Genomic DNA, 25,695 nt, shown 5'->3' on the forward strand with positions numbered 1-25,695 from the left:
GAGTCCCCGTGTCGCTGCCACCCCTGGTCGAGCCCGCTTCCGAGCTCACCGTAGACGAGGTCCGCAGGTACTCCCGCCACCTGATCATCCCCGACGTCGGGATGGACGGGCAGAAGCGGCTGAAGAACGCCAAGGTGCTCTGTGTGGGCGCCGGCGGCCTGGGCTCGCCGGCGCTGATGTACCTGGCCGCGGCGGGCGTCGGGACGCTCGGCATCGTGGAGTTCGACGAGGTCGACGAGTCGAACCTGCAGCGCCAGATCATCCACAGCCAGGCCGACATCGGCCGTTCCAAGGCCGAGTCCGCGCGTGACTCCGTCCTCGGCATCAACCCGTACGTGAACGTGATCCTCCACGAAGAGCGGCTCGAGGCCGAGAACGTGATGGGCATCTTCAGCCAGTACGACCTGATCGTCGACGGCACGGACAACTTCGCGACGCGCTACCTGGTCAACGACGCTGCCGTGCTGCTGAACAAGCCGTACGTCTGGGGTTCGATCTACCGCTTCGACGGCCAGGCCTCCGTCTTCTGGTCCGAGCACGGTCCCTGCTACCGCTGCCTCTACCCGGAGCCCCCGCCGCCGGGCATGGTCCCTTCCTGCGCCGAGGGCGGCGTCCTCGGTGTGCTGTGCGCCTCCATCGGCTCCATCCAGGTCACCGAGGCCATCAAGGTCCTCACCGGCACGGGCGAGCCGCTGGTCGGCCGTCTGATGATCTACGACGCCCTGGAGATGCAGTACCGCCAGGTCAAGGTCCGCAAGGACCCCAACTGCGCCGTGTGCGGCGAGAACCCCACCGTCACCGAGCTCATCGACTACGAGGCCTTCTGCGGCGTCGTATCCGAGGAGGCACAGGAGGCGGCCGCCGGCTCGACGATCACTCCCAAGCAGCTCAAGGAGTGGATCGACGACGGCGAGAACATCGAGATCATCGACGTCCGTGAGGTCAACGAGTACGAGATCGTCTCCATTCCGGGCGCCAAGCTGATTCCGAAGAACGAGTTCCTCATGGGCACCGCCCTTGAGGCCCTCCCGCAGGACAAGAAGATCGTCCTGCACTGCAAGACGGGTGTCCGCAGTGCGGAAGTCCTCGCGGTCCTGAAGTCGGCCGGCTTCTCCGACGCCGTCCACGTCGGCGGTGGCGTGATCGGCTGGGTCAACCAGATCGAGCCCAGCAAGCCGGTCTACTAGCCGAACGGGCACGTTCACCGGACGAGCGTCCTTCCGGACGGGGCTCGGCGCCACGGGTGCCGAGCCCCTCTCCGTCGCCCACCGGACAGGCGCGAGCCGGTGACCGCACCGGCCTACGCGCAGACCTTGCCGTCCTCGGGCACCTTCCCGTCCAGCAGATACGCGTTCACCGTCGAGTCGACACAGCTGCTGCCGCTGCCGTACGCGCCATGGCCCTCGCCCTCCCAGGTGAGCATCACACCGACGCCCTCGCCCAGCTCCCCGGCCATCTTCCGCGCGCCCTCGTAGGGCGTTGCCGGATCCCCGGTGTTGCCCACCACCAGGACGGGCTCCGCTCCGGGGGCGCTCACCTCCGGTGAGTCCGTGAGACCGGGCACCGGCCAGTCGTGGCACCAGCCCGCCGTGTCCCAGCCCAGGAACTCGCCGAACACGGGAGAGATCTTCCGGAACTCGGGCAGCAGCTTCTTCGTCTCCTCCGGAGTCGGCCGCTGCTTCTGGTCCAAGCACGATATGACCCGTTGGGAGTGGGTCGTCGTGCCGTAGTGGCCCGACGGGTCACGCTCGTTGTACCCGTCGGCCAGCGCGAGCAGCTCGGTGCCGTCGCCGTCCTCGGCCGCGTCGAGCGCGCTGGTCAGTGTGGGCCAGCTCTGCTCGCTGTAGAGCGGCAGGACGATCCCGGTGGTCGCCAGGGTCTGGGTGAGCTCGCGGCCGGATGTCGTCTTCAGCGGCTCGGCGTCGATGCGCTCCAGCAGCTTCCCGATCTTCAGGGTGCCTTCCTCGGGGTCCTGGCCCGTGGACTCCAGATAGTTGTCGAGGGCGCGCTGGAAGCCCAGGGCCTGGTTCTTGGCGTGGCCCACCGTGTCGGCGGTCGGGTCGACGACCGCGTCCAGGACCAGGCGTCCGACCTTCTCGGGGAACAGATGGGCGTAGACGCCGCCGAGTTCGGTGCCGTAGGAGATGCCGAAGTAGTGCATCTTCTCGTCGCCGAGGACCTGGCGCATGACGTCCATGTCGCGGGCGGTCTCGGTGGTCGACACGTGCGACAGGAGCTTCCCCGCGGCCTTCTCGCAGCCCGCGCCGAAGTCGGCCGCGTCCTCGAAGAAGGCCGTCTCCTCGGCCCTGTCGTCCGGTGTGGCGTCCACCGACTCACCCGCCTGGATCTCCTTGTCGCTGCGGCAGCGCACCCCGTCGCTCTGGGCCACCCCGCGCGGGTCCCAGCTCACCAGGTCGTACCGCTTGTGCAGTTCGCTCGTCAGGCCCGCGTACGACGGCAGGGTGGAGACGCCCGAGCCGCCCGGTCCGCCGAAGTTGAACAGGAGGGAGCCGACACGTTCGTCGGCGTCGCCCGTCGCCTTGCTGCGGATCAGCGCGAGTCCGATCGTCGTGCCGTCCGGTTCGGCGTAGTCCAACGGCACCTTCAGCGTCGCGCACTGCCAGTCGTCGCCCGGCGCAGGGCCCTCCGACGTCGCTTTGCAGGGCCCCCAGTCCAGTTTCTGGGACGCGGACGAAGGCGTCGGTGCGGATGCGGAGGCCTTCCCGTCGTTCCTCTCGTCGTCGGCCCGGTCGTCCGTGCCGCCGCTACAGCCGGCGACCAGCAGCACGGCAGCAGCCAGAGCCGCCCCCCGTGGGAAACGCGCCATGAACACTTCCCCCCTCTCGCGATACCGCCCGACGGTTGTCCCGAATGGCGGTCATGCCATGGTATGCGGACCGCGACGAGTGCCGAGATGGCCTGTGGATAACGTTCTGACCTGCATATTCACGAGCAGACAGTGCCCGCTTTCGGTACCTTCCCCGACAGCAGGTAGCCGTCCACGGCACTCTGGACGCACGCATTGCCGCTGCCGTACGCGCCATGGCCCTGCCCTTTGTACGTCACTCCCACGCCGACCCCCGGCCCGAGCGCCTCGACCATCCTTCGCGCGCCCTCGTACGGTGTGGCCGGGTCGCCCGTGTTGCCGATCACGAGGATCGGCGCCGAGCCCGGGGCCCGCACATCGGGATGGTCGGCCGCGCCGGCGACCGGCCAGTCGGTGCAACTGAGCATGGACCAGCCGAGCCACTCACCGAAGACGGGCGAGGCCGCCCGGAACTCGGGCAGCCTCCTCTCCACGTCCTCGGTGGTGTAGCGCGGCTTGTCGTCCGCGCAGTTGATGGAGACGTTCGCCGCGGTGATGTTGCTGTACTCGCCGTTCTCGCTGCGCCCGTTCAACGAGTCCGACAACAGCATCAGCACCTGGCCGTCACCGTCGTACGCCTGCTCCAGGCCCTCTGTGAGGTACTGCCAGAGATCCTGGGAGTAGAGGGCCTGGGCGATGCCGTTCCTCGCCTCGGACTCGGTCAGTTCGCGGGGGAAGACCCCGGTGATCGGCTTTCTGTCGAGGTCTTCGAGCAGCTTGACGATCCGGTCCTCGACGTCCTGTTCGGTGTCGCCCACCGGGCAGTCCGCCTCTTGGGAGACACAGTCCCGGGCGTAGTTGTCGAGCGCCCGCTGGAAGCCCCTGGTCTGTGCGAGCGCGCCCTGCTCCGCGGTCTGGGTCGGGTCGACGACCGCGTCGAACACGGCGCGTCCGACGTTCTCGGGGAACAGGTGGGCGTAGACGCCGCCGAGTTCGGTGCCGTACGAGAAGCCGAAGTAATGGAGTCTGTCGTCGCCGAGGAGGCGGCGCATGAGGTCCATGTCGCGGGCCGCGTCCGTGGTGGGCACGTGCGGGAGCGTCCTGCCGGAGTTCTCCTCGCAGGCGGAGTTGAACGTCTTCGTGCTGTCGAGGAACTCCGTCCGCTCGGACGCGTCGTCCGGTGTCATGTCCTGCTGGAAGTACTCGTCGAGTGCCTCGTCGTCCTCGCACTGGATGCCGGCGCTGCGTCCCACGCCACGTGGGTCGAAGCTCACCAGGTCGTAGCGGGTACGCAGTCTCGCGTAGTCCTCGCCGAAGGAGGGCAGCGTCTTGACGCCCGAGAGGCCGGGGCCGCCGAAGTTGAAGACGAGCGAGCCGATGCGCTGACTCGCGGAGCCACTGGATCGGGCCCGGATCAGTGCGACACCGATCGTGTCGCCGTCGGGCTCGTCCCAGTCGAGAGGTGCCTTCATGATGGCGCACTGCCAGACGTCGCCGTCCGGCAGCGGTGGGGGTGCGGGCCCACCGCCCTGGGCCTCCGACGGTGCCTCGCAGGCCTTCCAGCTCAGCTTCTGCGTCGTCAGGTCCTCGTCGTTCCCCGGGCCGTCGTCGCCGCAGCCCGCCGCCGTCAGGGACAGCAGGACGGCGACGGCGGTCATGGCGACGGCACGCGATCGGGGCGAGAGGGGCATGCCACTCATCCTGGAGGCGCCCGGAGCGATGCGCTCGGGGCGCGGGCCGTGCGGGTGAGCCCCCGGGGTCTCGCCACGCGCGCGTGGACGGCGTGAGCCGGAAAGGGGGCCCACGCGCGCGTGATCCCCTACAGAGCGCCCTTGCGCGACAGTTGGTTGAAGGCCAGCCATCCCGGCAGCACGGGCAGCCACAGGGTGAGCAGCCGGAACAGCAGCACGGCGGGCGCGGCGACCTCCTTGGGGAGGCCGACGGCGATCAGACCGACCGTCAGGGTGGCCTCGACGGCACCGACACCGCCCGGGGTCGGTGCCGCGGAACCGAGCGCGTTGCCCGCGAGGAAGACGACCGCGACGCTGGCGATGCTGATCGACACGTCCTCGTTGCCGAACGCGCGGATCGAGGCGTCCAGGCACATCACGAAGCAGCCCGTGAGGAGCAGCATGCCGCCGATGCCGGTGACCAGTTTCTGTGGCCGCTGCAGCACGTCGAGCATGCGGGGCACGACGCCGGCGAAGAGCGACCGCACGCGCGTGACGACGAACTTCCGCAGGAACGGGATCGACGTCACCACCAGCACGAGCACCGCGACCGTCAACAGGCCCGCGATGACGGTGCGGGACGGCGACAGGGAGGGGGTCTTCTCGGTGCCGGTCAGATAGCCGAAGGCCAACAGCATCAGGATGTGGCAGCCGAGCCCGAAGAGCTGCGACGCGCCGACACTCGCCACCGCGAGCCCCGGCCGCACCCCCGCCCGCTGCAGGAAGCGTGTGTTGAGAGCGACACCGCCCACCGCGGCCGGCGCCACGATCTTCACGAACGATCCGGCGACCTGCGCCGCGATCGTCCGCAGGAACGGCACCCGCTCCGGCACGAACCCCAGCAGGCTCATCGCCGCCGCGACATAGCTCAGCGCGGAGAAGAACACCGCCGCGGCGACCCAGCCCCACTCGGCGTTCTCGATGAGCGGCCCGAACTCGATGTGCGTGAGCTGGGTCAGCAGGAAGTACGCGCCGATCGCACCGGCGATGAGACTGATCAAGGTGCGCGGCTTGACCCGCTCCAGCCGTGCCGGTTCGACCGGTGCCTGGGGCCTGATCAGCAGCACCTGGTGGCGGATCTGGGTGAGCAGGTCCTCCTCGCGGGCCTCCTCCAGAGCCTCGTCGATCGCCCGTTTCTCGGCCCGCTGCTCGGCCCGTACGGCCTTCTTGTCGGCCTTGCCCGGCTCGGTGGCCCTGCTGTGCTCCTCCGCACGGGCCTGCTTGGCCAGGTGGGACGCCTCCAGGACCGCCTCGCGCTCGCGTTCGGCGCGCTCCCGGGCGAGTCTGCGCAAGGTCGCCCTGGTCGAGCGTGACAGGGCGATGGGCTGGAGCATCGGCAGACAGTCGGCCACAGCGTCGGGGCCGAGGACGCTGACCGCCGAGGCCACGGCGCGTTCCGCGCCCACCCGCAGCCCCAGAGTCGTCAGCAGCTGGGAGACGTCCATGCGCAGCACCAGATCGCCCGCCGCGATCTCGCCGACGCGCATATCGGTGAGGATCACCGTGCCGGAACGATCCACCAGAATCGCGTCACCCACGAGCCTGCGGTGCGCGATGCGCCGCGACTGCAGCGCCTTCACCTGGTGCCAGGTGTCCGACATCAGCTCGTCGGTGACCTCGTCGTCCGCCAGGGAGTCCAGGGTGCGGCCGCCGGTGTGCTCGTAGACGAGCATCACGGCGTCCGGTCCCAGTTCGGAGGTGGCGATCAGCTTCGGCGCGTTGGCACCTGCCGCGATGGCCGCGTACGCGAGGAGGGCCTCCTGCTCCAGCGCCTGGCGCAGCGACTGGAGGCTGCGGCGCGTGGTGATGCCGCGCAGCGTCAGCCGCCGCCAGACACGGTAGAAGAAGCCCTGAGCCTGCTGCTCCCGGTCCACGACGGTGACGTCCAGCGGTGGACCGTCCTCCAGCGTCACGAAGTACCGGCGGCCCCGGTCCCCGCCCTCCGCCGTCTCCGGGATCTCCTCCCGGGCGGCGCTGACCGGCTTGAAGCCGACCCGCCGGAGGCCGGCCATCAGGGTCCGGCCGGTCGGGCGTACGTTCGGGGAGCCGACCGCGTACAGCGTTCCGTAGGCGACGGTCCAGCCGATCAACACCGTCAGGATGATCGAGAACGGTGTCGTGTAGCCCGTGACCAGCATCGAGAAGGCGTCCAGCAGGAGCACGATCCACAGCACGGCCCGCCAGCGAGGTCTGCGCGACATGCCGACGGCGGTCATGTACGCGATGACCGGCGCGAGGTAGCCGTGCACGGGGTCCGTGAGGGCGTGGATGTCGCCGGGGGAGGGCTGTGTGAGCGCCTCCTGGATCGAGTCCGGGGCGGCCCTGGCCACCCACAGGTCGGTCGCCAGCGTCACTCCGTGCGCCAGGACCGCCGCGAGCACACCGTCGGCGATGCGCAGACCGTCCCGCTTGATCAGCCGTTCGATCGCGAAGGCGACCGGTACGAGCAGGATCGCGATGCTCGATCCCAGGCCTGCGAGCTTGATCAGAAGATCGGGGGCCTGTCCCGTGCCCTTGCTGATGTCCTGTTCGAGTCCGGAGGTGGTGCCGTGGGCGAACGCGGCGATCGCCAGCAGGACGATGATCCCGAGGATGCCGACCGACAGCCGCATGAGGTCGGAGGGACGGTGCACGCGCGCGGGGAGCAGTGGTTCGTCGCCCTCGACCTCCTCGGCGTGCGCTTCCTCGAGGTCGTCATCGTCCCGCTGGTCCCGCTGGTCCTGTGCCCCCTGCTTGTCCTGTCGCTTCTCGTCCTCGTGCGTCGTGGGGGGTTCTTCTTCGGCGGAGGGAGGGGTGGTGCCGGAGGCCTTCTTCGGGACGTCGTCCGTGCTCTCGCCGCCTCCCTCGGAGGCGTTCGGGCGCGACGAGGCGTCAGAGGTGCCCGCCGCGTCATCGGGGTGCACGCTCTGCTGCTTCATCGTCTCTTCTTGGTCTCGTATCACCAGTCACCGCCCGCACGATGGTGGCATGCCGGGTGGGCACACAGGGGCATCAGGGTGCAATGCGGGGGCGCACAGTCTGCCCGAAGACCGCCCCCGGAGCGAGGGACGCACGCGTGGGCCACCACGTCCCATTGTCGGTGGGGTGGGGCAGGATGGGACGGATGAGCGAGGAGAGCCTTCCGGCGGACGCCCTGCCGGAGTATGCGGAGCGGGTCCTCGAGGTCGCCGACCTGATCCCGCCGGGGCGGGTCATGACATACGGGGACGTCGCCGAATGGCTGGGGGAGGGCGGTCCGCGCCAGGTGGGCCGTGTCATGGCCCTCTACGGGGGCGCGGTTCCCTGGTGGCGGGTCGTCCGGGCCGACGGCGCCCTGCTGCCCGGCCACGAACTGAGAGCTCTGGACCACTACCGCGCGGAGGCGACCCCCTTGCGCGAAGCGAGCCGGGCCACCGAGGGCCATGTGCCGCGCCTCGACATGAGACGGGCGCGCTGGGACGGCGGTGGGGGTTCGGAGGGTCACACCTGACAGCTTCCGGTATCCGACGGACCTCGGTGCGACCCCTGGTCCGTACGGGGGACGCAGGGCACGTCGGTGCCATGCCGTACGTTCGTGGGGCGAGGGACGCACGTGCCGCGCGAGTCGGGAGGCGATCACGGGAAGCCCTGCTTCCGCACCACCCGTCGGCGTAGCGTCGGCTGCGCGTGTCCCCCTCACCCCCCGGCCACCCTCCTCGACGAGCGGCGCGCCGCGCACCCCTTTCCCGACCACCACCCCTCGACATCGGCGCACCGCGTCGACAGTGACACCTCGCACACCCACCAGGACCGGCGAACCACGTGAGCTCCTCTTTCTCCACCAGGCGCCTGTCGCACACCCAGGTGCGACAGGGGAGCCGTGGCGCTTACCGACTGGTGCGTACCCCACCGGCCCGGACGGACCCCCCTCGTCTGGACGCCGAGCAGCGCGGCGTGGTTGACCACGAGAAGGGGCCCCTGCTCGTCCTCGCAGGTCCGGGCACCGGCAAGACGACCACGCTCGTCGAGTCGGTGGGTGCCCGCGTCGCCCGCGGGGCCGACCCGGCGCGCGTGCTGGTCCTGACCTTCAGCCGCAAGGCGGCCGTGGAACTGCGCGACCGCATGGCGCTGCGCCTGGGCGCCGCACGTGCTCCCCAGGCCACCACCTTCCACTCGTTCTGCTACGCCCTGGTCCGCGCCCACCAGGACAGCGACCTGTTCGTCGAGCCTCTGCGTCTGCTGTCCGGCCCGGAGCAGGACGTGGCGGTCCGTGAACTGCTCGCGGGCCAGCCCGACCTCGAGCGCCTGGGTCTCGCGCACGTGCGCTGGCCGGACGAACTGCGCGCCTGCCTGACCACCCGCGGCTTCGCCGACGAGGTCCGCGCCGTCCTCGCCCGCAGTCGCGAACTGGGTCTGGCCCCCGAGGACCTGCGCGCCTTCGCCGCGCGCATCGGTCGCCCGGACTGGCTCGCGGCCTCCGCCTTCCTCGCCGAGTACCTCGACGTCCTCGACCTGCAGGGCGTCCTCGACTACGCGGAGCTGGTCCACCGCGCGGTGCTCCTGGCCGGCCGCCCCGACGTCGCCGAGCGGTTGGCCGCGCAGTACGACGCGGTCTACGTCGACGAGTACCAGGACACGGACCCCGCGCAGGTACGGCTGCTGGGGACCCTCGCCGGCGGTGGCCGCACCCTGGTCGCCTTCGGCGATCCCGACCAGTCCATCTACACCTTCCGGGGTGCCGACGTGAACGGCATCCTGGAGTTCCCGCAGGCCTTCCCGCGCGCGGACGGCCGCCCGGCACCGGTCGCGGTCCTCAGGAACTCCCGCCGCGCGGGAGCGAACCTCCTCGGCGCCACCCGCCTGCTCACCCAGCGCATGCCCCTCACCCGTCTCCCGGCCGAGAAGGTACGCGCCCACCGCGAGTTGCGTCCCGTACAGGACGGAGGGCGCGTCGAGGTCTACACGTACCCGACGCCGGGCACCGAACTGGACAACATCGCGGACGTCCTCCGCCGGGCCCATCTGGAGGACGGCGTCCCCTGGAGTGAGATGGCCGTCCTGGTGCGCGCCGGCGCACGCACCATCCCCTCCATCCGGCGCACCCTCACCGCCGCCGGCGTTCCCCTGGAGATCGACGGCGACGACCTGCCCCTGCGCCACGAACCGGCCGTACAGCCCCTGCTGACGGCGCTACGGGCGGTGGCACGGGCGGAGCTGGGCGAGTCGCCGAGGGCCTCGGCAGAGGAACCCGACGAGTCCCACGACCCGCAGCGCTGCTGGCTCGACACCGAGACCGCGCTGGACCTTCTCGCCTCCCCCCTGGCGGGCATGGACACCGCCGATCTGCGGCGCCTCGGCCGCGCGTTGCGCGAGGAGGAGCGGGCCGGCGGCAATCCCGCACCGCCGCCCTCGGACGAACTGCTGGCACGGGCGCTGGCGGAGCCGGAGCGGCTGGTGGCGCACGATCCGGTGTACGCGCGGGGCGCGCAACGACTCGGCGCGCTGCTGAGGAAGGCCCGTGAAGGCCTCGCGGGTGGCGGTACGGCCGAGGAGGCCCTGTGGGAGCTGTGGGACGGCACACCGTGGCCCAGGCGCCTGGAGCGGGCCGCCCGGCGCGGCGGCGCGGCCGGACGCAACGCGGACCGTGACCTCGACGCCGTGTGCGCGCTGTTCGCCACGGCGGAGCGCGCGGAGGAGCGCACCGGCGGCCTGGGCGCCCTCAACTTCCTGGCGGAGATCGAGGCCGAGGACATCGCCGCCGACACACTGACCGGGCGCGCCGTCCGCCCCGACGCCGTACGCCTGATGACCGCGCACCGCGCCAAGGGCCTCCAGTGGCGCCTGGTCGTCGTCGCGGGTGTCCAGGAGGGCCTGTGGCCGGACCTCCGCCGTCGCGGTTCCCTCCTGGAGGCCGACCGCATCGGCCGCGACGGTCTCGCCGAACCGCTCACGCCGGGCGCGCTCCTCGCGGAGGAACGCCGGCTGTTCTACGTGGCCGCCACGCGCGCGCGTGAACGCCTCGTCGTCACCGCGGTGAAGGCCCCCGCCGACGACGGCGACCAGCCCTCCCGCTTCCTCACCGAGCTCGGGGTCGAGCCCAAGGACGTCACCGGCCGTCCCCGCCGCCCGCTGTCCGTGGCCGCCCTCGTCGCCGAACTGCGCGCCACCACGGTGGACCCGCGCGTGTCGGAGACCCTCCGCGAGGCGGCTGCCCTGCGGCTGGCCCGGCTGGCAGCGCTGAGCGACGAGGACGGCCGTCCGCTCGTGCCCTCGGCGCACCCCTACCGCTGGTGGGGCATGTTCGAGCCCACCGAGAGCAAGGTGCCGCTCAGGAACCGCGACCAGCCCGTCGTGCTGTCGGGCAGCGCCCTCGACCAACTCGCCAACACCTGTGCCCTGCAGTGGTTCCTGGGGCGTGAGGTGAAGGCCGACGCGCCCGCGACCGCGGCCCAGGGTTTCGGCAACGTCGTCCATGTGCTCGCCGACGAGGTCGCCTCCGGACGCACCCCGGCCGACCTCGACGTCCTCATGGAGCGCCTCGACTCCGTGTGGAACGCGCTCGCCTTCGACGCGCCCTGGAAGTCGGAGCAGGAGAAGCAGCACGCGCGCGTGGCGCTCGAACGCTTCCTGAAGTGGCATGTGATGGACCGGGCGGGGCGGGCCCCGGTGGCCAGCGAGCACGACTTCGACGTCACCCTCGAAGCGGGCGACTACGAGGTGCGCATCAGGGGCTCCATGGACCGCGTCGAGACCGACACCGAGGGCCGTGCCTACGTCGTGGACTTCAAGACGGGCAAGCAGTCCGTGAGTTCCGCCGAGGTGACCCGCCACCCCCAGCTCGCGGTGTACCAGCTCGCGGTCCGCGAGGGCGCCGTCGACGAGCCCTTCGGCGGCGTGCGCCCGGAGCCGGGCGGCGCCGAACTCGTCCAGCTGCGGCAGGGTGCCGCCAAGAAGAACGGCGGCGAGACCGTCCCCAAGGTGCAGGCGCAGGGCCCCCTTGAGGGAGCGGAGGGGGAGTGGGTGGGAGATCTTCTGGCCACCGCCGCGGGCAAGGTCCTGGACGAACGTTTCTCCCCCGCCGCCGGACAACACTGTGCACACTGCGCTTTCCGGGCGTCGTGCAGTGCCCGCCCCGAAGGCCGTCACGTGGTCGAGTGACAGCGCCCGCCCGGCGGCCCCGCAGCCGCTGTCAGTGGCCGGCGTTAGCCTCTCTGGAATGTCCGCCCGTATCAGCGATCCCGAGCAGCTCAAGGAGCTCCTCGGCATCCCGTTCACCCCGGAGCAGACGGCCTGCATCATCGCGCCGCCCGCACCGCAGGTGATCGTGGCCGGAGCAGGCTCGGGCAAGACCACCGTGATGGCCGCGCGCGTGGTGTGGCTGGTCGGCACCGGACAGGTCGCCCCCGAACAGGTGCTCGGCCTGACCTTCACCAACAAGGCGGCGGGCGAACTCGCCGAGCGCGTACGCAAGGCCCTGGTCAAAGCGGGCATCACCGACCCGGACGTGATCGATCCGGACAACCCGCCGGGCGAACCGGTCATCTCCACGTACCACGCCTTCGCGGGCCGCCTGCTGACCGACCACGGCCTGCGCATCGGCCTGGAGCCCACCTCCCGGCTCCTCGCCGACGCCACCCGCTATCAGCTCGCCGCAAGAGTCCTGCGGGATTCCCCGGGCCCGTACCCGGCGCTGACCCGCTCCTTCCCCGATCTGGTCAGCGACCTCCTGACCCTCGATTCCGAACTCGCCGAGCACCTCGTACGACCCGAGGACCTGCGCGCGTACGACGCCGAACTGCTGCGCGAACTGGAGGACGCCAAGCTCACCAACGCGGACCTCCGCAAGGTCCCCGAGGCTGCCGCGGCCCGGCGTGAACTCACCGAACTGGTGGGCCGCTACCGTGCGGCCAAACGCGAGCGGGACCTCCTCGACTTCGGCGACCAGATCGCCCTGTCCGCCGGCCTCGCCGGACTCCCCGAGGTGGGGCGCATCCTGCGGGACGAGTTCCGAGTGGTGCTGCTCGACGAGTACCAGGACACATCCGTCGCCCAACGTGTCCTGCTGGCCGGCCTGTTCGGCGGCGGCACCGGCCACCCCGTGACCGCCGTGGGCGACCCCTGCCAGGCCATCTACGGCTGGCGCGGCGCCTCCGTCGCCAACCTCGACGACTTCCCCGAGCACTTCGCCCACCCCGACGGCCGCCCCGCGACCCGCCAGGCGCTCAGTGAGAACCGCCGCAGCGGCGGCCGGCTCCTCGACCTCGCCAACGGTCTCGCGGAGCCCCTGCGGGCCATGCACGCGGGCGTGGAGGCCCTCCGGCCCGCGCCCGGCGCCGAACGCGACGGAGTGGTCCGCTGCGCCCTCCTGAACACGCACGCCGAGGAACTGGACTGGATCGCCGACTCGATCGCCCACCTGGTGCGCACCGGCAAGGAACCCGGCGAGATCGCCGTCCTGTGCCGCACCGCCACGGACTTCGCCGAGATCCAGGGCGCGCTCGTCGCCCGGGACATCCCGGTCGAGGTCGTCGGTCTCTCCGGGCTGATCCACCTCCCCGAGGTCGCCGACCTCGTCGCCGTCTGCGAGGTCCTCCAGGACCCCGGCGCCAACGCCTCACTCGTCCGCCTCCTCACCGGCCCGCGCTGGCGGATCGGACCCCGCGACCTCGCCCTGCTGGGGCGCCGGGCCAGGCTGCTCGTGTCCCACGCGCGCGTGGACGCCGACGCCGACCCGGACCGCCGGCTCGCCGCGGCCGTCGAGGGCGTCGACCCCTCCGAGGTGATCTCGCTGGCCGACGCGCTGGACACCTTCCTGGAACTCCCCCTCGAAGCCGAGGCGGAGGACGACGGGCTGCCGTTCTCGCCGGACGCGCGCGTTCGGTTCGCCCGGCTCGCCGCCGAACTGCGCGACCTGCGCCGCTCGCTCGCCGACCCGCTCATGGACGTCCTCCACCGGGTCCTCGCCGTCACGGGCCTGGAGGTGGAACTCTCCGCGTCCCCCCACGCGCTCGCCGCCCGCCGCCGCGAGACCCTGTCCAACTTCCTGGACGTCGCCGCCTCCTTCGCGGCCAACAGCGCCGGAGAGGCCACCCTGCTCGCCTTCCTCGGCTTCGTGCGTACGGCCGCGCAGTACGAGAAGGGCCTCGACAACGCCCTGCCGGGCGGAGAGAACACCGTCAAGGTGCTCACCGCCCATAAGTCCAAGGGCCTGGAGTGGGACGTCGTCGCCGTCCCCGGCCTGGTCACCGGCACCTTCCCCAGCACCCAGGGCCGCGAGAAGTGGACCGCCCAGGGCAAGGTCCTGCCGCACGAGCTGCGCGGTGACGCCGACACCCTCCCCGACGTGGAGGCCTGGGACTCGCGCGGCCTGAAGGCCTTCCAGGAGGCCATGAAGGACCACCAGCACACCGAGGAACTCCGCCTCGGCTACGTCACGTTCACCCGCCCCCGCTCCCTGCTCCTCGGCTCCGGCCACTGGTGGGGCCCCTCCCAGAAACGCCCGCGCGGGCCGTCCGACTTCCTCACCGCCCTGTACGACCACTGCGTCGCCGGGCACGGCGAGATCGAGGCCTGGGCCGACGAGCCGGAGGAGGATGCCGAGAACCCCGCCCTCCAAGAGAGGGCGGCCGACCACGCCTGGCCGCTCCCGCTCGACGACATGGCCCTGACGCGCCGCCGCGCGGCCGCGCGGACCGTACTGGCCCACCTGGACGCGGCAGCCTCCCCCGACGACACGGATGAGGGTCCCGCCGACGAGGACTTCCCGGAGGACCCCTCCGTCGAGGAGGACACCGACGACTGGGACTCCTGGTCGTCGGACCGCCCCGCGCAAAGCCCCCACGCGCGCGTGGACCACCCCGCACCGGACGAGCGCCCGCCGTCCGTGCCGCACGCCCGCAGACACCCCGCCGCCTCCGGACTCACCCCCGAGGAGGCCCGCACCGTCGCCTCGTGGGACCGCGACCTGGACGCCCTCACCGGAGAGCTCATGCGGGCCCGCGCGAAGGTCACCGACGTACCCCTGCCGGCGTCGCTGACCGCCTCGCAGCTGATGCGTCTGGCCGCCGATCCGGACGGCTTCGCACAGGAGCTCGCCCGCCCCATGCCGCGCCCCCCGCAGCCCGCGGCCCGTCGCGGCACCCGCTTCCACGCCTGGCTCGAGGCCCGTTTCGAAGAGCTGCGGCTGCCCATGCTGGAGCCCGAGGAACTGCCCGGCGGCGAGGCCGAGATCGCCGACGAACTGGACCTGGAGGCCCTCAAGGAGGCCTTCGAACGCACGCCGTACGCGCACCGCACCCCGCACCGGGTCGAGGCCCCGTTCCAGATCGACATCGCAGGCCGTGTCGTACGCGGCCGCATCGACGCCGTCTACCGGGCCGACGGCGGCGACGGGACGACGACGTACGAGATCGTCGACTGGAAGACCAGCCGCACGCGCGCCGCCGACCCGCTCCAGCTCGCCGTCTACCGGCTGGCCTGGGCCGAGCAGCAGGACGTGCCCCTGGAGTCCGTCGACGCGGCCTTCCTGTACGTCCGCACAGGGGACGTCGTACGGCCCCGGAACCTCCCCGGCAGGGACGCACTGGAGCGACTGCTCCTGGAGGAACCCGGTACCGAAGAGGGACCGGAGGTGGTCACGGACGAACCGCCGGACGAGCATGTCGGCGCGGGCCGATAGGCTCGTGAGCATGAGCCAGCCCGTTGACAGCGACGTCAGCGTCGTCCGTACGTACATCGAGAACCACCGTGACGCCTTCCTCGACGACCTCGTGGAATGGCTGCGCATCCCGTCGGTCTCGGCCCAGCCCGAGCATGCGACGGACGTACGCCGCAGCGCCGACTGGCTGGCCGCCAAGCTCCGGCAGACCGGCTTCCCGACCGCCGAGGTCTGGGAGACGCCGGGAGCCCCCGCAGTCTTCGCGGAATGGCCCTCCACGGACGCCGACGCCCCCACGGTCCTGGTCTACGGACACCATGACGTGCAGCCCGCGGCGCGCGAGGACGGCTGGGACACCGAGCCGTTCGACCCGGTGATCCGTGGGAACCGGCTCCACGCGCGCGGGGCGGCCGACGACAAGGGGCAGGTGTTCTTCCACACACTCGGTGTCCGAGCCCACCTCGCCGCCACCGGCCGCACCGCTCCCGCGGTCCACCTCAAGATGCTGATCGAGGGCGAGGAGGAGTCCGGTTCGCCGCATTTCCGCGCCCTCGTCGAGGAGCACGCCGCACGGCTCGCCGCAGACGCGGTGGTCGTCTCCGACACCGGAATGTGGGCCGAGGACACCCCCACCGTCTGCACCGGCATGCGCGGCCTCGCCGAGTGCGAGATCCGGCTGTACGGCCCCGACCAGGACATCCACTCCGGCTCCTTCGGCGGCGCCGTACCGAACCCGGCCACCGAGATCGCCCGTCTCGTCGCCGCCCTGCACGACGAGCACGCGCGCGTGGCGATCCCCGGCTTCTACGACGGCGTCGTCGAGCTCACCGACCGCGAGCGCGAACTCTTCGCCGAACTGCCCTTCGACGAGGAGCGATGGCTGCGCACGGCCAGGTCGACCGCGGCGCACGGTGAAGCCGGTCACACCACCCTGGAGCGCATCTGGGCCCGCCCGACCGCCGAGGTCAACGGCATCGGCGGCGGCTATCAGGGCGCCGGAAGCAAGACGATCATCCCCTCCTCGGCCATGGTCAAGCTGTCCTTCCGCCTGGTCGCCGGACAGGACCCGGAGCACATCCAGAAGGCCGTCACCGCCTGGGCGACCGAGCTGATCCCCGCCGGGATCCGCCACGAGATCACGTTCAGCGGCTCCACCCGCCCCTGCCTGACGCCCCTGGACCACCCGGCCCTACGGGCGGTCGTACGGGCCATGGGCCGCGCCTTCCAGCAGCCGGTCCGCCACACGCGCGAGGGCGGCTCCGGCCCCGCCGCCGACCTGCAGGAAGTGCTCGACGCCCCCGTGCTCTTCCTGGGCATCTCCGTCCCCTCCGACGGCTGGCACGCCCCCAACGAGAAGGTCGAACTCGATCTGCTGCTCAAGGGCGTCGAGACCAGCGCGTACCTCTGGGGCGAACTGGCAGAAAGCACCCACGAGGCACACTGAAGAAGGCCCCGCCCGCCCCAGCGCGCCCGCCCGCCGCCCGCCACGCCGAACCGCCCGCCCAATCAACCGTTTCACCGGGGGAGTTGGAAGCACCCGTGACCACCTGGACCGACCACACCGCCGACCGCCCCATCGCGCTCACCGCCCCCAGCGGCATCGACCGGGCCGCCCACCACCGGCTCGACGAGGCCTGGCTCGCGGCGGCCTGGAGTCACCCCACGACCCGCTGCTTCGTGGTCTCCGGCGGTCAGGTCCTCATCGACGAGACCCCGGACGGCACCACCGAACTCGTCATGACGCCCTCCTTCGAAGCCCCGCTCACCGAGGCACACCGCTACTTCCTGGGCACCGACGCCGACGGTGTGAGCTATTTCGCACTCCAGAAGGACGCGCTGCCCGGCCGCATGGACCAGTCGGCCCGCCCGGCCGGGCTGCGTGAGGCGGGCATGCTGCTCTCACCGCGTGACACGGGCCTCATGGTGCACGCGGTCGGTTTGGAGAACTGGCAGCGCACCCACCGCTTCTGCTCCCGTTGCGGCGAGCGCACCGTCATCGCGGCGGCCGGTCACATCCGGCGCTGCCCGGCCTGCGGTGCCGAGCACTACCCGCGCACCGACCCAGCGGTGATCATGGCGGTCACGGACGACGAGGACCGCATCCTGCTCGGCCGCCAGGTGCACTGGCCCGAGGGGCGGTTCTCCACCCTCGCGGGCTTCGTCGAGCCCGGCGAGTCGATCGAGCAGTCCGTGCGACGCGAGGTCCAGGAAGAGGTCGGCATCACTGTCGGCCAGGTCGAGTACGTCGCCAGCCAGCCCTGGCCCTTCCCCTCCAGCCTGATGCTGGGATTCATGGCCCGGGCCACCTCCACCACCGTGGACGTCGACGGCGACGAGATACACGAGGCCCGCTGGTTCTCCCGCGAAGAGCTGCGGGCCGCGTTCGAGTCCGGGGAGGTCCTGCCTCCCTACGGCATCTCGATCGCGGCCCGACTGATCGAACTCTGGTACGGCAAGCCCCTGCCGACACGAGGTCACATCGGCTAGAGCCCGTCCGTGCTTACGCGCCGATCTTCTGCTTGACCTGCGCCAGCGAAGGGTTCGTGAGTGTCGAACCGTCCGGGAAGAGAACGGTGGGGACCGTCTGGTTCCCGCCGTTCGCCTTCTCCACGAACGCGGCGGACTCCGAGTCGTGCTCGATGTTGATCTCGTTGTACGTGATGCCCTCACGGTCCATCTGGCTCTTCAGCCGACGGCAGTAGCCACACCACGTGGTGCTGTACATCGTCACAGTGCCCGGCATGTCCCTGGCGCTCCTTCACGGTCTGAGGGGTGCGTCGTCGCAGTGAGTGCAACGTACGCGACGGGCCAGCCATTCCCCTGTACGGGTGGCGTCCACCACCGCTGCCCCGCGCCGACGCACCAGAACCCAAGGCGCCTGCCTCATTAGTACGACTGCGAGGCCCTGCCTGTGGACAACTTGCTCAGCCGTCTCCGGCGACCTGGCAGCATGGCCGTGTGACAGCAGCAACGCATTCCACCCTCTTCCCGCGGGTCCCCGACTCGGCCGACGCGGTGCTCGAAGGGCTCGACCCCGAGCAGCGCGCGGTCGCCACCGCCCTGCACGGTCCGGTGTGCGTGCTGGCCGGCGCCGGTACGGGCAAGACCCGGGCGATCACCCACCGCATCGCCTACGGAGTGCGGGCCGGAATGCTCCAGCCCGCCAGCGTGCTGGCCGTCACCTTCACCAACCGCGCCGCCGGAGAGATGCGCGGCCGTCTCCGCCAGCTCGGCGCCGCCGGAGTTCAGGCCCGGACGTTCCACTCGGCCGCACTGCGCCAACTCCAGTATTTCTGGCCGAAAGCCGTCGGCGGCGGCATGCCTCGTATCGTCGACCGCAAGATCCAGCTCGTCGCGGACGCCGCCGCGGCCTGCCACATCCGTCTCGATCGCAACGAACTGCGCGACGCGGCCGCCGAGATCGAGTGGTCCAAGGTCACCCGCACCGTCCCCGCCGACTACGCCGCCGCGACCGCCAAGCACGGCCGCGAGGCCCCCCGTGACCCCGCGGAGATCGCCAAGATCTACGCCACGTACGAGGACCTGAAGCGTGAGCGTGCCGTCATCGACTTCGAGGACGTCCTCCTGCTCACGGTCGGTATCCTCCAGGACCGCCACGACATCGCCGAGCAGGTCCGCTCCCAGTACCAGCACTTCGTGGTCGACGAGTACCAGGACGTCAGCCCCCTCCAGCAGCGCCTGCTGGAACTGTGGCTCGGTGACCGGGACGACCTGTGCGTCGTGGGCGACGCCAGCCAGACGATCTATTCGTTCACCGGCGCAACTCCCGACCATCTGCTCGACTTCCGCCACCGCCACCCCGGGGCCACCGTCGTCAAGCTCGTCCGCGACTACCGCTCCACCCCGCAGGTGGTCCACCTCGCCAACGGCCTGCTCTCCCAGGCCCGAGGCCGCGCCGCCGACCACCGCCTCGAACTGATCTCCCAGCGCCCCCCGGGCCCCGAGCCCCGGTACACCGAGTACGCGGACGAGCCGGCCGAGGCCGAGGGGGCCGCCCGCCGCATCCGCGACCTCATCGCCTCCGGAGTCCCCGCGAGCGAGATCGCCATCCTGTTCCGCACCAACTCCCAGTCCGAGACCTACGAACAGGCCCTCGCGGACGCCGGAGTGCCGTACCAGCTGCGCGGCGCGGAACGATTCTTCGACCGACCCGAGGTGCGCAAGGCGGGGGCCGCGCTGAGGGCGGCCGCGCGGTTCGGGGGCAACGACACCCTCCTCGAGGACGCCGTCGACCTGCCCTCACAGGTACGGGCCGTGCTGTCCGGCGAGGGCTGGACCGGCGAGCCACCGGCCGGCTCCGGAGCGGTCAGGGAACGCTGGGAGTCGCTGGCGGCCCTGGTGAACCTGGCCCACGACTTCGCCGCCGCCAAGTCCGACGCCACGCTCGGCGACCTGGTCGCGGAACTCGACGAACGGGCAGGCGCCCAGCACGCCCCGACCGTCCAGGGCGTCACCCTCGCCTCGCTGCACTCCGCGAAGGGCCTGGAGTGGGACGTCGTCTTCCTCGTCGGGGTCGCCGAGGGCATGATGCCGATCACCTACGCGAGAACGGACGAACAGATCGAGGAGGAGCGACGCCTCCTCTACGTGGGCGTGACCCGCGCGCGCGAACAGCTCTCCGTCTCCTGGGCACTGTCCCGCTCACCCGGCAGCCTCCCCAACCGCCGCCCCAGCAGATTCCTCAACGGGCTGCGCCCAGGATCCACCGCCACCGTGGGCCGCACTGGCACAGGCGGTTCGGGAAGCGTCGAACTGGGCTCCCCGGGCCGTCGGACGGGTGACCTCGCGGGCAGCGGCACAGAGGGGGCACCACGTCGCACCAGCCGCACCCCGGCGCGTTGTCGTGTCTGCGGGCGCACCCTGCGGGACGCCGGCGAGATGAAGCTGATGCGCTGCGAGGACTGCCCCTCCGACATGGACGAGGGCCTGTACGAGCGCTTGCGGGAGTGGCGCGCGATCCAGGCCCGTCTCAGTGGCCAACCCGACTTCTGTGTCTTCACGGACCGGACACTGATGGCGATCGCGGAAGCGGGGCCGAGCACTCCGGTTGAACTCGGTCGCATCCCCGGCGTCCGCTCCCGCAAGCTGCAGCGGTACGGCGCCGATGTTCTCGACATCTGCGCAGGTCGGGAGCCTGAGCGCGAGGACGGGAACGACTGATGCGAACTCGTCGAAAAAATAGTTTGCGCATGCCCCAGCAATCCCCATAGGTTCTTAGGCACGAGAGCAGCGGCCTTCTCGAAGGCCCTGGTTTCGTGATGTACTTCATATCCGTCGGATTGGTTCGCGCCGGTCCCCCAAGACGCCGAGAGGAGGCGAATCCAGTGATCAGCATCAACACCAGCTACATCAGCACGGTCAAAATGACCGATCGCTCGGCCGTCTCCCTGTGCATGCTCGGCGTCTCGAACCTGGGCACCGGTCTGTCCGCCATCAGTGGCGGCCGTCCGGCGTCCTCCGTGTCTCTGGCGGGTCTCCCCGTCCGTGAGCGCAATGAGCGACCGACCAAGGCACTGGAAGCAGCAGTAGAGGCACAGGCCCAGGCCTATGCCTTCGCGGCGGCCGGTGCCGGATTCCGGAAGCAGACGACGCAGCACCACCTGATGTGGGCCTTCCGTGGGCCTGAACCCTGGAGTGATCCAGCCTGATCGACGATCAGGCCGGCGCCTTCAGGGCCGCGGAACCCCATCCGGGATCCGCGGCCCTTCTGTTTGTCCCCGACCGGGGACTACAGAGCGAAGGGGCCTCGGGACAAGAAAAGAACCCGGTACCAGCCGCCACCGGCCAACAGGCCGGAACGACCAGACGAGGAAGACGAACCGTGCAACTCGAAGCGCACGCCCCGTCCGTACCGCCTTCCGAAACGATCCCCCCGCCCGGCCTCACGGAGGACTCCACCTTGACCCCGCTCACCGCGCTCACCGCGCTCGACGACGCCATCGAGAACCTCGGCGTACCCGTCCCCTGCCGCTCCTACGACCCGGAGGTCTTCTTCGCCGAGTCGCCGGCCGATGTCGAGTACGCCAAGTCCCTCTGCCGCACCTGCCCGCTGATGGAGGCCTGCCTCGCCGGCGCCAAGGAGCGGCGTGAGCCCTGGGGCGTCTGGGGTGGCGAGCTCTTCGTCCAGGGTGTCGTCGTGGCCCGCAAGCGGCCGCGTGGTCGCCCGCGCAAGAACCCGGTCACGGCATGAACATCACCGGAACGATCGACCGCCCCCTCACGCACGACCCCAAGAAGCAGGCCCCGATGAAGCCGTCCACGAGCGAGCCCGTCGGCTCCGCGACACCTGATTTCACCACCACCGGCGCGAACGCCTCGCGTCAGAACAGGACCCGAGAGATGCATCTCATGCCAGAAGCCCTGGCTCGTGCGCATATGCACGAGCGCCTGCACCAGGCTGAGCAGGAACGCCGGGCCATGCGCCTGGCGGTCGCTCAGCGGATGCAGCGCAGGGCCGAGCGCGCCTCGCTGCGCGCCCGCCGTGCGCTCGCCATGGCGGTCATGCAGTAGCCGCCACGCGGCGACCGGCATGACCCGGCCTTGACAGGCACGTCACCATCACCAGCAGTGGCTCCCCGCGGGGGCCGGTTCGAAGGGACCGGCCCCCGCGGTGCGTTGTGCCCACGGATCCGCCGAGGGCGGCGATATCGTCGCCGGGTGACGAGTCTTTCCGGGGACAATGACCAGGGCGGCCCCGCCGCGGAACCCCAGACCCTCGTGTGCGCCCGCTGCGGCATCACCGCCGAAGCCCCTCGACCTCTGTGGATCTGTTCCGTGGAGAACGGCGCACGGCACTACTTCTGTGACACCTGCGCCAGGGAGAATCTGCGCGCGATCGAGGGCAGGCTGGACTCGGCCTGGTGGTGAAACCCTCTCGCCGAACCCGCCCTCGCCGAACCCGCTACGCCTCCGCGGCCGACTCGCCCTCCTCCTCTTCGTACAGGAAACCCGGTAGCCACTCCTCCAACTCGTCGCGCATACGGACCGTCGCGCCGAGTTGGCACAGGACGCCGATGGTGCTCAGGGTCACCCGGTGGATGAGGAGGTAGGACGGGGGCAGGTTGAGCTGCTTGCCCAACTGGTGGGCGGGGGAGCGCGGGTCGGCGATCCGGGCGGCCTGGCTGCGCATCCAACCGCGGGCGAAGGTGAACTCGTCCGCCCGGACCGGTTCGATGATGGGGTGCAGATAGTCAAGGACGGCGTCCGGGTCCAGGTCTATCGACTCCTTCACGAAACCCTCCGTACGAAGCATTTCGTAGACCGCCTCGGCCTCGCCCTCGATGGTCAGCCGCAGGGCCTCGCCTATCGGGGTCGGCAGGCCGCCCGGCAGTCGGTCCACCGTGCCGAAGTCGAGGACGCCGAGGCGCCAGCCGCTCTTCTCGTCCGGCAGGAGGCGGAAGTTCCCCGGATGCGGGTCGGCGTGCAGGAGGCCGGTGCGGGCCGGACCCGAGAACAGGAACCGGGTCAGCAACTGGCCCGCCCGGTCGCGCTGCTCCTGAGAGCCGTCGGTGATCACCTCGGAGAGAGGGGTGCCCTCCATCCACTCGGTCACCAGCACCTGCTCGCACTGGTGCACCACGGCCGGGACCACCACGTCCGGGTCGCCCGCGAACTCCTCCGCGTGCGCCTGCTGGGCCTGAGCCTCCAGACCGTAGTCGAGCTCCTCGGAGACACGGTCCCGCAGCTCCGCGATGAGCGGCTTGATGTCCATCCCGGGGATCAGTGGGCCCAACAGACGGGCAAACCGGCTGAGTTGACCGAGATCGGACAGGAGGGCCTCGCCCGCCCCCGGATACTGCACCTTGACGGCGACCTCTCGGCCGTCGTGCCACACCGCTCGGTGCACCTGGCCGATCGAGGCAGCGGCCGCCGGCTTGTCCTCGAACTCCAGGAACAGCTCCTGCCAGTCCGCTCCGATGCGCTCCTCCAGCACGGCGTGCACCGTGCGCGTCGGCATCGGCGGGGCCGCGTCCTGGAGCTTCGTCAGAGCCGCGCGGTAGGGGCCCGCGACCTCCTCGGGAAGCGCCGACTCGAAGACGGACAGGGCCTGCCCGAACTTCATCGCGCCGCCCTTCAGCTCGCCCAGGACCTTGAACAGCTGCTCCGCCGTGCGCTGCTGGAGTTCACGGCCCACGAGCTCCGCCGATTCGCCGACGATCCGCTTGCCGAGTCCCCAGGTGGCCCGGCCTGCGATGCCGAGCGGAAGCGCGGCGAGCTTGGCGGTCCGGGTGACCGCCTTCCGGGGAAGATCAGACATGCGCCCTCCAACTCTCAGCAGGCCGTACCGCGTGTGCCTTGCGGGACAACCTCGTTGACCGCTGATGCCCCGCCATTGTCTCGTGCGCCTCCCCCTCCTTTGGGGTGTGTTCCCCATTACCTTTCCCGGCGGCGCCATTTTCAGCGGCCGTGCAGGAACATGCAGGGTGAGCCCACACCGGACGCGGGTGCCAGTCGAACCCCGGTACCGAGACCTCCCAGCGGGCGCCCGCGCTGGACGGCGTCCGCCCGTCGAGGAAGGCGAGCGCGTGCGCCGCGGCAAGTCCGGCGACGGTCGTGGCCAGGGCCAGGTCGCACGCCTCCACTTGGTGCGGGCGTCCGGACCTCCACTGTGCGACCAGCCGGGGCCAGGTCTCGTCGCGGTCGGTACGGCTCTGTTCCAGGCAGCCCGCGCAACCCGTCTCACCCGGCAGGACCAGAGGGCCGACCACGCCCGTCCCCTCGACCACACCGGCATAGAGATGGGGCGTGCCCGAAGCGATGAGCGGCTCGGCGGCCATGGGCCGGGGAGCATGGACGTCGGCCCCGTCGCGAGGGGCGAGGATCACCAGCGAGAAGCCGGCCTCCTCGCGGAGACGGTCCACCGACAGATCCTCGGGCGGAGCCGCCGGTGGCCGGGAGCCGCGGCGACGCCGGGGCGGGCGATCGGGTGCCGCGTGGCGAGCGGCACGACGGGCCGCCGTGTCCCTGCGCTCACCGATCGACTCGGCCGGCAGCCCACCCGGCGCCACGTCACCTGGTGCGACCCGGCCGACGTCGCGGACGTCGACCTCGCCGACCCCGGCGCCCGACAACACGGAAGCGAGCATCGACCCCACCCGCCCCGCGCCCCGCACCTGCACTCTCAGTGACCGGCGCGCGGCCAGACGACTCATGGCGTCGCCCGGCTCGGAGGCGATCAGAGAGAGCGTGGCGGCGTCGGGACGCAGCCGGTCCATGACCGTCGGTTTGGCGCGCAGGTCGTCGGCGGCCGGACCGCCGCCTGTGGCGTCGTCCAGCAGGCCCGACCGCGACAGACGGTCCACCAGCCCGTCCACATGACCGTCCGGCAGGCCCATCCGGCGCCCCTCCTCGCGCAGGAGCGGCAACCCGCGTGTGCCGTCGAGCAGGGCGAGGAAACTGCCTGTCGCCATGTCCATCGGGCCCAGCACCATGGCGTGCGCCGGTGCCAGACCGAACTGCACGGTGTTGAGATCCCGCCAGCCGCGCCGTAGCGCGGGCTTCACCATCGGATGCATGATCGGCCCCCCGTAGCCAGAGATCGGTCTCGTTCGTCGACGGTGCGAGTGCCTGGTCCGCCGACGAGTGCCAGCATGCACGGACAGCGACGAGCTCTGTCGAGAGTTGTCCACAGGCGACGGCATTCGTCGTACAAATCAGGCGCTCGGAGTGCGGATCGATATCGAACCGTCCCGGAGGCGGGACTTCCCCCGTGTGCAGCGGGTAACGTCGGGGCGTGCCCGCCGACCCACTGCACCGCGCCGCAAAGCCACCGCGCAGCACGACGAGCCAGCCGCCGAGCGGCTCGGGGGCGAGCGCGATCGAGGTCCGCAGGAGCGCGCGACGGCGCAGAACGGTCTCCGCGTACCGCGAGGGCGATCGCACCGTCGTGCTCATTCCCGCTCGGATGTCCGAGGCGGAGGAGCAGCGCTGGGTGACCGTCATGCTCGACAAGCTGGCCGCGCAGGAGAGCAAACGCCGCCTCGGCGACACCGAGCTGGCCGAGCGGGCCGCCCGGCTCTCGGACCAGTACTTCGGCGGTCGCGCCCGGCCCACCTCCGTGCGCTGGGTCACCAACCAGAACACCCGCTGGGGCTCGTGCACCCCGGCCGAGGGCAGCATCCGTCTCTCGCACCGGCTGCAGGGCATGCCCGAGTACGTCGTCGACTACGTCCTCCTCCACGAACTCGCACACCTGCTCGTACCCGGTCACGGTCCCCGCTTCTGGCAGCTGCTGGACGCCTATCCGCGCACCGAGCGTGCTCGCGGCTACCTCGAAGGGGTGGTCGCCGCCGACCGGCTGCCCCACCTGCCCATCACGCGGGACGAGTGACACCTCGCGTGGCCGTTCGCCGAGAAACGGCCCCTGACCTGCGACCCGAAGGCGCCGCCAGGCCGGTGCCCCGGGCGTGAGTGCCGCGAAACGGACGCTTCACGCGCGCGTGTGCGTTTGTGGGACCGGTGACCGAAGTCGCGCTTTTGTACCGTCTCTGTACCAGCCTCGTACGCCTCAGGACTTTGCGGTT

At 71.0% G+C, this 25,695-nt stretch carries 18 protein-coding genes; 12 read left to right on the forward strand and 6 right to left on the reverse strand.

Annotation, left to right across the window (positions count from 1 at the left end; genetic code table 11):
* Positions 1 to 8 precede the first annotated feature (8 nt).
* Positions 9 to 1,187: an adenylyltransferase/sulfurtransferase MoeZ gene (gene moeZ / locus PUR53_RS12955; protein ID WP_329898274.1), complete on the forward strand. Its 1,179-nt coding sequence runs from the start codon at positions 9 to 11 to the stop codon at positions 1,185 to 1,187.
* A gap of 113 nt (positions 1,188 to 1,300) precedes the next feature.
* On the opposite strand, the gene PUR53_RS12960 is transcribed toward moeZ, so the two are convergent.
* From PUR53_RS12960 to PUR53_RS12970, 3 genes are all read right to left on the reverse strand, one after another.
* A complete protein-coding gene (locus tag PUR53_RS12960) occupies positions 1,301 to 2,827 on the reverse strand; it encodes an alpha/beta hydrolase (RefSeq protein ID WP_329908388.1) in 1,527 nt (508 codons plus the stop codon).
* 119 nt (positions 2,828 to 2,946) lie between these two features.
* Positions 2,947 to 4,497, reverse strand: coding sequence for an alpha/beta hydrolase (locus tag PUR53_RS12965; RefSeq protein WP_329908389.1), 1,551 nt, complete (start codon positions 4,495 to 4,497; stop codon positions 2,947 to 2,949).
* A gap of 128 nt (positions 4,498 to 4,625) precedes the next feature.
* On the reverse strand, positions 4,626 to 7,454 hold the full coding sequence (locus PUR53_RS12970) for a lysylphosphatidylglycerol synthase transmembrane domain-containing protein (RefSeq protein WP_329908390.1): 2,829 nt from the start codon (positions 7,452 to 7,454) through the stop codon (positions 4,626 to 4,628).
* A 185-nt stretch (positions 7,455 to 7,639) separates the two neighbouring features.
* Between PUR53_RS12970 and PUR53_RS12975 the strand changes: the two genes are divergently transcribed.
* From PUR53_RS12975 to nudC, 5 genes are all read left to right on the forward strand, one after another.
* Positions 7,640 to 8,005 carry an MGMT family protein gene (locus PUR53_RS12975; protein ID WP_329898278.1) on the forward strand — a complete coding sequence of 122 codons (366 nt, stop codon included), beginning with the start codon at positions 7,640 to 7,642 and terminating at the stop codon, positions 8,003 to 8,005.
* 311 nt (positions 8,006 to 8,316) lie between these two features.
* Entirely contained in the window at positions 8,317 to 11,652 is a 3,336-nt protein-coding gene (locus PUR53_RS12980; protein ID WP_329908391.1) for an ATP-dependent helicase, read from the forward strand.
* Between the two features lie 58 nt (positions 11,653 to 11,710).
* Positions 11,711 to 15,172, forward strand: coding sequence for an ATP-dependent helicase (locus PUR53_RS12985; protein ID WP_329908392.1), 3,462 nt, complete (start codon positions 11,711 to 11,713; stop codon positions 15,170 to 15,172).
* Positions 15,173 to 15,182: 10 nt separating this feature from the next.
* Positions 15,183 to 16,595 carry a dipeptidase gene (locus tag PUR53_RS12990; RefSeq protein ID WP_329908393.1) on the forward strand — a complete coding sequence of 471 codons (1,413 nt, stop codon included), beginning with the start codon at positions 15,183 to 15,185 and terminating at the stop codon, positions 16,593 to 16,595.
* 95 nt (positions 16,596 to 16,690) lie between these two features.
* Entirely contained in the window at positions 16,691 to 17,638 is a 948-nt protein-coding gene (nudC, locus tag PUR53_RS12995; RefSeq protein ID WP_329898282.1) for an NAD(+) diphosphatase, read from the forward strand.
* A gap of 13 nt (positions 17,639 to 17,651) precedes the next feature.
* Here nudC and PUR53_RS13000 read toward each other — a convergent pair whose 3' ends face one another.
* On the reverse strand, positions 17,652 to 17,894 hold the full coding sequence (locus PUR53_RS13000) for a mycoredoxin (protein WP_329898283.1): 243 nt from the start codon (positions 17,892 to 17,894) through the stop codon (positions 17,652 to 17,654).
* A gap of 215 nt (positions 17,895 to 18,109) precedes the next feature.
* Here PUR53_RS13000 and PUR53_RS13005 point away from each other — a divergent pair, with 215 nt between their 5' ends.
* The 5 genes from PUR53_RS13005 (at position 18,110) to PUR53_RS13025 (ending at position 22,039) form a co-directional block, all read left to right on the forward strand.
* Positions 18,110 to 20,332 carry an ATP-dependent DNA helicase UvrD2 gene (locus tag PUR53_RS13005; protein ID WP_329908394.1) on the forward strand — a complete coding sequence of 741 codons (2,223 nt, stop codon included), beginning with the start codon at positions 18,110 to 18,112 and terminating at the stop codon, positions 20,330 to 20,332.
* Positions 20,333 to 20,496: 164 nt separating this feature from the next.
* Entirely contained in the window at positions 20,497 to 20,820 is a 324-nt protein-coding gene (locus tag PUR53_RS13010) for a hypothetical protein (RefSeq protein WP_045559069.1), read from the forward strand.
* 173 nt (positions 20,821 to 20,993) lie between these two features.
* The gene (locus tag PUR53_RS13015; RefSeq protein WP_005480495.1) at positions 20,994 to 21,362 is read left to right on the forward strand and encodes a WhiB family transcriptional regulator; all 369 of its coding nucleotides are present in this window, start codon (positions 20,994 to 20,996) and stop codon (positions 21,360 to 21,362) included.
* Positions 21,359 to 21,682: a hypothetical protein gene (locus PUR53_RS13020; protein WP_033525476.1), complete on the forward strand. Its 324-nt coding sequence runs from the start codon at positions 21,359 to 21,361 to the stop codon at positions 21,680 to 21,682. The genes PUR53_RS13015 and PUR53_RS13020 overlap by 4 nt, the downstream gene beginning before the upstream one ends.
* 147 nt (positions 21,683 to 21,829) lie before the next feature.
* Positions 21,830 to 22,039 carry a hypothetical protein gene (locus PUR53_RS13025; protein WP_329898286.1) on the forward strand — a complete coding sequence of 70 codons (210 nt, stop codon included), beginning with the start codon at positions 21,830 to 21,832 and terminating at the stop codon, positions 22,037 to 22,039.
* Between the two features lie 34 nt (positions 22,040 to 22,073).
* Here PUR53_RS13025 and PUR53_RS13030 read toward each other — a convergent pair whose 3' ends face one another.
* Both PUR53_RS13030 and PUR53_RS13035 read right to left on the reverse strand, forming a co-directional pair.
* Complete coding sequence (locus PUR53_RS13030; protein WP_239757108.1) at positions 22,074 to 23,429, reverse strand: ABC1 kinase family protein; 1,356 nt, start codon at positions 23,427 to 23,429, stop codon at positions 22,074 to 22,076.
* Positions 23,422 to 24,687, reverse strand: a complete 1,266-nt coding sequence (locus tag PUR53_RS13035) for a TOMM precursor leader peptide-binding protein (protein ID WP_329898287.1) — start codon at positions 24,685 to 24,687, stop codon at positions 23,422 to 23,424. The genes PUR53_RS13030 and PUR53_RS13035 overlap by 8 nt, the downstream gene beginning before the upstream one ends.
* Before the next feature lie 218 nt (positions 24,688 to 24,905).
* On the opposite strand from PUR53_RS13035, the gene PUR53_RS13040 reads away from it, so the two are divergent.
* Positions 24,906 to 25,502: a M48 metallopeptidase family protein gene (locus PUR53_RS13040; protein WP_319236687.1), complete on the forward strand. Its 597-nt coding sequence runs from the start codon at positions 24,906 to 24,908 to the stop codon at positions 25,500 to 25,502.
* Positions 25,503 to 25,695 lie beyond the last annotated feature (193 nt).

Source organism: Streptomyces sp. SP18BB07, from assembly GCF_036322545.1.
Classification (GTDB): domain Bacteria; phylum Actinomycetota; class Actinomycetes; order Streptomycetales; family Streptomycetaceae; genus Streptomyces; species Streptomyces deccanensis.